Origin of the sequence: Meiothermus luteus, assembly GCF_003574085.1 — a bacterium.
In the GTDB taxonomy this organism is placed as follows: Bacteria; Deinococcota; Deinococci; order Deinococcales; family Thermaceae; genus Meiothermus; species Meiothermus luteus.
This window is the reverse complement of the sequence record NZ_QWKZ01000031.1, coordinates 21892-28985: the sequence shown is the minus strand read 5'-3', so window position 1 is coordinate 28985 and position 7094 is coordinate 21892. Positions and strand designations below refer to the sequence as shown.

Here is a 7094-nt window from a genome sequence, read left to right as displayed (position 1 = left end):
GCAAAACCCCCTCCACCGCCCGCCCCTGCGGGTCGAGGATGCCGTCTTTGAGTTCAATAAGAAGGGTCAGATGGTACTTCATAGGCTCACGCCGAGGCGGGCGCCTCCAGCACCCGCCGCAGCACCTCCTGGTAGGCTTCCTCCACCCCGCCTAGGTCGCGGCGGAAGCGGTCTTTGTCCATTTTCTCGCCGGTCTTCATCTCCCAAAGGCGCATGGTGTCGGGCGAGATTTCGTCGGCCAGCACCAGGCCCCCGTCGGGCAGGCGGCCGAACTCGAGCTTGAAGTCCACGAGCTCGAGGCCGCGCCGGGCGAAGTAGTCCCTGAGCAGGCCGTTGACCCTAAGGGCGAGCTCCCGGATGCGCGAAAGCTCCTCATCCGTGACCAGACCCAGCGCGATGGCGGCCTCGCCGTAGATGAGGGGGTCGCCCAGGGCGTCGTTCTTGTAGGAGAACTCCAGCAAAGGCTCGGGCAACACCCGGCCCTCCTCCACCCCGTAGCGGCGGGAGAAGGTGCCGGCGGTGCGGTTGCGCACAATCACTTCCAGCGGCACAATCTGTACCTGCTTGACCAGCATCTCCCGCTCCGAAAGCTCACGCACAAAGTGGGTGGGCACCCCGCGGGCCTCCAGGTAGCGGAACAAGGCGGCGGAAATCCGGTTGTTGACGGCCCCCTTGCCGGCAATCTGAGCCCGCTTCTGCCCGTTGAAGGCGGTGGCGTCGTCCTTGAAGTAGACCCGCACCACCCCTTCTTCGGGGCCTGGGTAGATAATTTTGGCCTTGCCCTCGTAAAGCTTATCCATAGCCCCCTTCCATAGTACCCCTACAAGCCAAACCGGGCGTAGATGGCCTCCACATGCCGCAGGAAGTAGCCCGGGTCAAAGGCCTGGGCCAGGGCCTCGCCCTTCAGGGGGCAGGCGGGGTCGGCCTCTAAAAGCTCCTGGAAGTTCCGGCCCTCTTCCCAGCTCCTGAGGGCGTTGCGCTGCACCACCTGGTAGGCGGTGGCTCGGTCCATCCCCGCCTCAATCAATAGCCCCAGCACCCGCTGCGAGTAGACCAGCCCCCGGGTCAGGTGCAGGTTTTGCCCAATGCGCGCCTCGTAGACCACCAGCCCCTCCAGCACCCGCTTGAGCCGGCGCAGGGTGTAGTGGGCCAAGGTGGTGGAGTCGGGCAGAATCACCCGCTCCACCGAGCTATGGGAGATGTCGCGCTCGTGCCAGAGGGCCACGTTCTCCAAAGCGGCCTGTAGGTTGGAACGCAGCAGACGAGAAAGCCCGGAGATGTTCTCCAGGGCCACCGGGTTTTTCTTGTGGGGCATGGAGGAAGAGCCGGTCTGTTTGTAGCCAAAAGGCTCCTGGGCCTCCAGCACCTCGGTGCGCTGCAGGTGGCGCAGCTCCACCGCGATGCGCTCCAAATTGGCCCCCAGGATGGCCAGCCCGCTCAAGAGCTCGGCGTGGCGGTCGCGCGGGACTACCTGGGTAGAAACCGGCTCCACCGCCAGGCCCAGCCGCCGGGCCACGTAGGCCTCCACCGCGGGTGCCACGTGGGCGTAGTTCCCCACCGATCCCGAGAGCATGGCCACCCGGATGCCCTCGCGGGCCCGCCGAAGGCGCTCGGCATCGCGCAACAAAGCCGCGTAGAACGACAAAAAGCGCAGTCCGAAGGCGGTGGGCTCGGCGTGCACGCCGTGGGTGCGCCCCACCGCGGGCAGGTGCTTGTAGCGCACGGCCAGTCCCTTCAAGGCCTCCTGCACCCCCAACAGCTCCCCCTCAATCAGGCCCAAAGCCTCCACCAGCAAGACGTTCTGGGCGGTGTCCACCACATCGGTGCTGGTCAGGCCCAGGTGGAGCCAGCGGGCCACCTCTGCGTCCCCCACCCACTCGGTCAGGGCCCGGGTGAAGGCCACCATATCGTGCCGGGTTTCAGCTTCAATCTCCTCTACCCGACGGGCAAAGGCTTCGTCCAGGGGCCTTTTAGAAAGGGCCTCCCGAAGGCGCTGGGCGGTGCCGAGTGGAACCTCGCCCAAGCCTTCCCAAGCCTCCAAGGCTAAAAGCTCCACCTGGGCCCAGGCCTGATATCGGCGGGCCTCGCTCCAAAGGGCCTTCATCTCGGGGGTTTGGTACCGCTCAATCACCCTATCCTCCTCGGGCAAAAGCGTCCTGAGGGTATCACGGCGGCAAAGCCAGGCACAACCCCAAGCCCCACCGGTAGTATGTGGGTATGATTCGGGCGGTTTTGTTTGATGTGGGCGACACCCTCATCCTAGGCCATCCCAGGCTGTGGCTCTGGCCGCTTCTCAAGGAGCGGGGCCTCGAGGCCAAGGCCGACCTGGCCCGCCTCCCCCAGGCCACCCGGCAGGCCTACCAGCACTACGCCGAGCACCACATGCAGGCCACCGACGAGGCCACCGCGCTCTCCTTCTGGCGGACCTTCCACCGCGAGATTATGCGGGGCATCGGGTTGGAGGAGCACGCCGAGGAGGTTGCCGATTACCTGGCCCAGAACTGGCAGAGCCCCCACATCTGGCCCCTTGCCCCCGGCGCCAAGGAGGTGCTGGGTGAGCTAAAGAGGCTGGGCCTTCGCCTGGGGGTGGTCTCCAACTGGGACTGGACCCTGCCCGGGGTGCTCAGGGCCACGGGGCTGGCCGATTTTTTTGACTACATCGGGGCCTCGGCGCTCCTAGGGGTAGCCAAGCCAGATCCTCGCTTCTTCAGCATCGTCCTAGACAAGCTGGGGGTTGAGCCCGCCGAGGCCCTCCACGTCGGCGACTCTGAGGACGACATCCAAGGAGCTCAGGCCGCTGGGGTAACGCCCGTCCTCTTTGACGCCTACGGGCAGCACCCCACCGCCATCCGCAGCCTAAGCCAGGTGGTGGCCCTGGCTACCGGAAAAGCTTGACGAGAAAGAGCTCGGCGCCGAAACTGGCCTGCATGAGCGTGCGCAAGGCCATATGGGGGGAGAACTTCAGGGCCATTGAGGAGAGCCTGAGCGGGGTGGACCCCGACCTTTACGCCTACATCCGCGATTTTGCCTACGAGGAAGTGCTGGCCCGCCCCGGTCTGGACTTGAAGACCCGCGAGCTTTTGGCCATCACCAGCTTGATTGCCCTGGGGGCCCCTAAGGAAATCGCCACCCACCTGGAGGGGGCCCTACGCTGCGGGGCCAGCGAGCAGGAAGTGCGCGAGGCCATCATCCAGTCGGCCATCTTTTTCGGCTTTCCAAAAGCCCTAGCAGCCATGAAGACCTTCCAGGCGCTGCTGCGCAAGAGGTCGGGCCAACCCTAGGCCTCTTCTACCGCATAGCCCTTTTCGCTGCGCACCAGCCGCCCCAGGGGGTGCCCCGGCTCGTGGGTGAAGCAGAGCAGGTAGCCCTCCTCGAGCCAGCGCGCGTACAGGCGTTTGCGGGTCTCCAGGGTGGTCATGGGGTAGAGGTCAAAAGCCGGGATGTAAAGCGGGGGAACCTGGGCCATAAGGGCCACCAGGTCGCCGGTGTAGGCCAGCCGCTCCCCCTCGGACTCGAGCTCCACCACCTGCATGCCCAGGGTATGCCCCGGTGCGGGCACCAACCGCACCCCCGGCAGCACCTCGGCCTCCCCTTCCACCGGCTCAAACCGCCCGGTCTCCCAAAGGGGCTCCACGTTCTCGGCTCGGTAGCTGGCCCGGCTGCGCTCGTGGGGGTGCAGGGCGTCCTCCAGCTCCTGCTTTTGCACCAGGTGGCGGGCCTGGGGGAAGGTGGGCCGTAGCCTGCCCTCCACCCAGCGGGTGTTGAGCCCGGCGTGGTCGAAGTGCAGGTGGGTATGAATCACCAGCGAGATGTCCTCCGGGCCAAGCCCCAGCAGGGCAAGCTGCCCCAGCACCGGGCTGGTCTCCGAGAGGCCGTAGATTTTGCGGAACCTCTCGTCCCCCTTGCGGTCAAGCCCGGTTTCAATCAGGATGTAGCGCTCCCCTATTCGCACCAAGAGCGGGTTCAGGCCTAGCCGGATGCGGTTTTGCTCGTCGGGCGGGGCGAGCTTGGCCCAAAGCACCCGGGGCACGATGCCGAACATCGAGCCCCCATCCAGCCAGAAGTCGCCGTCGTTCAAAACCCAAAGGTCAAAGCGGCCAAGCTTACGGTACAGGATGGGGCGCATTGGGGACGATTATCTCAGGCCCATAGGGGGCCAGTCTACGGCGCATGATCTCAATTGCGGCGGGGTTCTCGTCCACCAGCAAAAAGCCCCGCCCATTGCGGGCCGCGGCCTCCCCTGTGGTGCCCGAGCCGGCGAAGAAGTCCAGCACCACCTCCCCCGGGTGGGAGTGCACCCGCACGATGCGTTCCAAAAGCCGGAGGGGCTTTTGGGTGGGGTAGCCGGTTTTTTCCTTGGAGCCGGTAGGCACAATGGTCAACCACCAGACATCGGTGGGCGTCTTGCCCCGGGCAGCCTTCTGGGGCCCTACCACTTTGGGGGCCAGGTAGGGGATGCGGTCAATGGCCTCGTAGTTGAAGGTGTAGCGCCGGGGGTCTTTGGCATACCAGAGCAGGGTGTCGTGCTTGGCGGGCCAGCGGTTCTTGGGCCGGCCGCCGTAGTCGTAGGCCCAGATAATCTCGTTGATGAAGCTCTTGCGGCCAAAAATGGCGTCCAGGGCTACCTTGATGTAGTGCACCTCGCGGTAGTCCAGGTGCACAAAGAGCGAGCCCGTGGGGGTGAGCAGCCGGTAGGCCTGCTCGAGCCGGGGAATCAGAAAAGCCGCGAAGTCCTCAAAGCGGTCGGGGTAAACCGGGGCCGCCAGCTCCTCGGTGCGGTAGCGCTTGCCGCCAAAGCCCTGCCTTTGGCCCATCTCGTCGGCAATGGCCCGGATGCGGCGGCGCTTTTGGGTCTTGCGGGTGTTGAAGGGGGGGTCGAGGTAGATGAGCGGGAAGGAAGCCTCGGGCAGGGTGGCGATGTACTGAAGGCACTCGGCCTGCACGATGCGCTTCATCGGCCTGATTCTAATGCACCGGGCCAGCGGCGCCCTCCAAGCCCGCCCGCACCTCGCGCAGCACCTCCGCCAGCCCTCTTCCCTCTTCGTGGGCGCGGATCAGGGCACTGGCAACCACCGCCCCATCGGCGGCCTGGGCGGCTTGCTGGGCGGTGGTGCGGTTGGATATGCCGAAGCCGATGGCCACCGGGGCCTGGGTTACCCGGCGGATGCGCCCCACCAGCTCCGGGAGGCCCTCGGGAAGCCGATCCCGCGCCCCGGTAACCCCGGTTACCGAGACGGCGTAGACGAAGCCGGTGCAGTAGGGAGCCACGGTTCGGATGCGGGCCTCGGTGGAGGTAGGGGCCAAGAGAAAGGTGGTCTCGAGGCCCACCCCCTGGGCCAACGCGACCAGCCCGGGGTCTTCGTCCGGGGGCAGGTCGGGGAGGATGAGCCCGTTCACTCCGGCCTCTTTGAACATGCTGAAAAAGCGCTCCGGCCCCACCGCCAGCACCGGGTTGAGGTAGGTCATGAGGAAGAGGGGCTTATCGGTGAGAGCCCGGATTTCCTGCACAAACGCCGCCACATCGGCCACACGAATCCCCTGCTGCAGGGCCTGCTCGGAGGCCCGCTGAATCACCGGGCCGTCGCCCAGGGGGTCGGAGTAGGGCAGGCCCACCTCGAGCAAGTCCGCGTAGGGCAAAACCTGTTTGACCAGCTCGAGGTCGGCCCCCCGGCTCGGGTACCCGGCCATCACGTAAGGGATAAGGGCCGCCCGGCCCTGGGCTCTGGCCTGGGCAAAGGCCTCGCGGGTGGTCATGCCGCACCCCCTTCCATAATCCGCATCACCTCCACCACGTCCTTGTCGCCCCGGCCCGAAAGATTAATCACGATCACCTGCTCGGGCTCCATCTCGGGGGCCAGCTTGGCCGCGTAGGCGATGGCATGGGCCGACTCCAAGGCCGGAATAATCCCCTCCAGCCGGCACAAAAGCCGGAAGCCCTCCAGCGCCTCCTCGTCGGTGATGCCCACGTACTCGGCCAGGCCCGCTTCGGCATAGTAGCTGTGCTCTGGCCCCACCCCGGGGTAGTCCAGGCCCGCCGAGACCGAGTGGGCCGGGCGAATCTGGCCGTCGTCGTCGTAGAGCAGGTACATCATGGCTCCGTGCAGCACCCCCTTGCGCCCCGCCCCGATGGAAAGCGCGTGCAGCCCCGAGGCCGCGCCGTGGCCTGCGGCCTCCACCCCAATCAGGCGGGGGCGGTGTTCCTGGTAGGCGAAAGGCGCGAAGACCCCAATGGCGTTGGAACCCCCGCCCACGCAGGCGATGACCGCATCGGGGCTCTCGCGACCTTCCTTTTCCAGAAGCTGGGCCTTGATCTCCTCCCCCACCACGCTCTGAAAGTCGCGGGCCATCATGGGGTACGGGTGGGGCCCCACCACCGAGCCGATGATGTAAAAGCTATCCCGCACGTTCGTCACCCAGTCCCTTATGGCTTCGTTGGTGGCGTCCTTGAGGGTTTTGGTGCCGCTTTCCACCGGGCGCACCTCGGCCCCCAGGAGCTTCATGCGAAAGACGTTTAGGGCCTGCCGCCGCACGTCCTCGGCCCCCTGGTAGACCACGCACTCCAGGCCCATCAGGGCGGCCACCGTGGCCACACTCACCCCGTGCTGGCCCGCCCCGGTCTCAGCGATCACCCGCTTCTTGCCCATGCGCTTGCACAACAGGGCCTGGCCTAAGGTGTTGTTGATCTTGTGGGCCCCGGTGTGGTTCAGGTCCTCGCGCTTCAGGTAGATTTTGGCCCCGCCCAGGTGACGGGTGAGGTTTTCGGCGAAGTAGAGGGGGCTGGGCCGGCCTACGTACTCGCGCAGGTAGTAGGCGTATTCGGCCAGAAACCTGGGGTCTTGCTTGTAGTGAAGGTAGGCCTCGGTGAGCTCCTCTAAGGCCGGAATCAGGGTTTCGGGCACGTAGCGCCCGCCAAAGTCGCCGTAGCGCCCTCTGGCGTCGGGCAGGGGGTAGCTAGGTAGTTGCATAAGTCCCACTCCTAGGTCTTTTGCCGTCGGCATTACACTCGTCCCAACAAAGAAAAACTCGAGGCCAGCACCTCGAGAAAAGCCCAAGCGCAGACCCAGCCGCGCTCGAGCCTAGCCGCGCCACCAGCG

At 65.9% G+C, this 7094-nt stretch carries 9 protein-coding genes; 2 read left to right on the top strand and 7 right to left on the bottom strand.

What is annotated here, in order from left to right; all coding sequences use genetic code 11:
• The 3 genes from Mlute_RS15840 to purB all read right to left on the bottom strand — a co-directional run.
• Nucleotides 1-82, bottom strand: an 82-nt coding sequence (locus tag Mlute_RS15840) for a phosphoribosylformylglycinamidine synthase subunit PurS (RefSeq protein ID WP_147371040.1), incomplete at its 3' end; no start/stop codon positions are given.
• Between the two features lie 4 nt (nt 83-86).
• A complete protein-coding gene (gene purC / locus Mlute_RS06345) occupies nt 87-800 on the bottom strand; it encodes a phosphoribosylaminoimidazolesuccinocarboxamide synthase (protein WP_119359896.1) in 714 nt (237 codons plus the stop codon).
• 20 nt (nt 801-820) lie between these two features.
• On the bottom strand, nt 821-2131 hold the full coding sequence (gene purB / locus Mlute_RS06340; protein WP_119359901.1) for an adenylosuccinate lyase: 1311 nt from the start codon (nt 2129-2131) through the stop codon (nt 821-823).
• 86 nt (nt 2132-2217) lie between these two features.
• Here purB and Mlute_RS06335 point away from each other — a divergent pair, with 86 nt between their 5' ends.
• Complete coding sequence (locus Mlute_RS06335; protein WP_119359895.1) at nt 2218-2895, top strand: HAD family hydrolase; 678 nt, start codon at nt 2218-2220, stop codon at nt 2893-2895.
• A gap of 32 nt (nt 2896-2927) precedes the next feature.
• Complete coding sequence (locus Mlute_RS06330; RefSeq protein WP_119359894.1) at nt 2928-3281, top strand: carboxymuconolactone decarboxylase family protein; 354 nt, start codon at nt 2928-2930, stop codon at nt 3279-3281.
• Here Mlute_RS06330 and Mlute_RS06325 read toward each other — a convergent pair.
• The 4 genes from Mlute_RS06325 to trpB are packed head-to-tail and all read right to left on the bottom strand — an operon-like array spanning nt 3278 to nt 6965.
• Nucleotides 3278-4126 (bottom strand): MBL fold metallo-hydrolase, encoded by an 849-nt coding sequence (locus Mlute_RS06325; protein ID WP_119359893.1) that lies wholly within the window; start codon nt 4124-4126, stop codon nt 3278-3280. The two genes, Mlute_RS06330 and Mlute_RS06325, sit on opposite strands and share 4 nt — an antisense overlap.
• Nucleotides 4104-4955: a DNA-methyltransferase gene (locus Mlute_RS06320; protein WP_119359892.1), complete on the bottom strand. Its 852-nt coding sequence runs from the start codon at nt 4953-4955 to the stop codon at nt 4104-4106. Before Mlute_RS06320 ends, Mlute_RS06325 begins: the two co-directional genes overlap by 23 nt.
• 10 nt (nt 4956-4965) lie before the next feature.
• Nucleotides 4966-5754: a tryptophan synthase subunit alpha gene (trpA, locus tag Mlute_RS06315; RefSeq protein WP_119359891.1), complete on the bottom strand. Its 789-nt coding sequence runs from the start codon at nt 5752-5754 to the stop codon at nt 4966-4968.
• Complete coding sequence (gene trpB / locus Mlute_RS06310; protein WP_119359890.1) at nt 5751-6965, bottom strand: tryptophan synthase subunit beta; 1215 nt, start codon at nt 6963-6965, stop codon at nt 5751-5753. The genes trpA and trpB overlap by 4 nt, the downstream gene beginning before the upstream one ends.
• Nucleotides 6966-7094 lie beyond the last annotated feature (129 nt).